Genomic DNA, 1241 nt, shown 5'->3' with positions numbered 1-1241 from the left:
GTGCATGGGTAGGGGAGCGTTGTATGTACGTTGAATTCTGACCGTAAGGACAGGTGGAGCGCATACAAGTGAGAATGCCGGTATAAGTAACGAAAAGATCAGTGAGAATCTGATCCGCCGAAAACCTAAGGGTTCCTGAGGAAGGCTCGTCCGCTCAGGGTAAGTCGGGACCTAAGGCGAGGCCGAAAGGCGTAGTCGATGGACAACAGGTGGAAATTCCTGTACCACCGTAGCCGTTATGAGCAATGGAGTGACGCAGAAGGATAGTGACGCGAGCTGATGGATGCTCGTCCAAGCAGTGAGGCTGGTTAGTAGGCAAATCCGCTAACCGTAAGGCTGGGCTGTGATGGGGAGGGAAATTTTAAGTACCGAAGGTCATGATTTCACACTGCCAAGAAAAGCTTCTAGCCAGGCGAAGGTGCCCGTACCGCAAACCGACACAGGTGGGTGAGAAGAGAATTCTAAGGCGCGCGGAAGAACTCTCGTTAAGGAACTCGGCAAAATGACCCCGTAACTTCGGGAGAAGGGGTGCCTCGGTAGGGTGAATAGCCCGAGGGGGCCGCAGTGAAAAGGCCCAAGCGACTGTTTAGCAAAAACACAGGTCTGTGCGAAGCCGCAAGGCGAAGTATACGGGCTGACGCCTGCCCGGTGCTGGAAGGTTAAGAGGAGTGGTTAGGGGCAACCCGAAGCTATGAATTGAAGCCCCAGTAAACGGCGGCCGTAACTATAACGGTCCTAAGGTAGCGAAATTCCTTGTCAGGTAAATTCTGACCCGCACGAATGGCGTAACGACTTGGGCGCTGTCTCAACGAGAGATCCGGTGAAATTTTAATACCTGTGAAGATGCAGGTTACCCGCGACAAGACGGAAAGACCCCATGGAGCTTTACTGCAGCTTGATATTGGACTTTGGTACGATCTGTACAGGATAGGTGGGAGCCTTTGAAGCCTGAGCGCCAGCTTGGGTGGAGGCGACGTTGGGATACCACCCTGATCGTATCGGAGTTCTAACCTGGTACCGTAATCCGGTATGGGGACAGTGTCAGGTGGGCAGTTTGACTGGGGCGGTCGCCTCCTAAAATGTAACGGAGGCGTTTAAAGGTTCCCTCAGAATGGTTGGAAATCATTCGCAGAGTGCAAAGGCATAAGGGAGCTTGACTGCGAGACCTACAAGTCGAGCAGGGACGAAAGTCGGACTTAGTGATCCGGTGGTACCGAATGGAAGGGCCATCGCTCAACGGA

General features: G+C 53.3%; 1 rRNA gene. It reads left to right on the top strand.

The features are described from left to right. Window positions 1-1241: ribosomal RNA gene (locus AC58VC_RS38425) — 23S ribosomal RNA — on the top strand; the annotation flags it as partial.

The sequence above is a fragment of the Paenibacillus sp. J22R67 genome (assembly GCF_059692175.1).
This window is presented reverse-complemented; position numbering and strand designations above follow the sequence as displayed.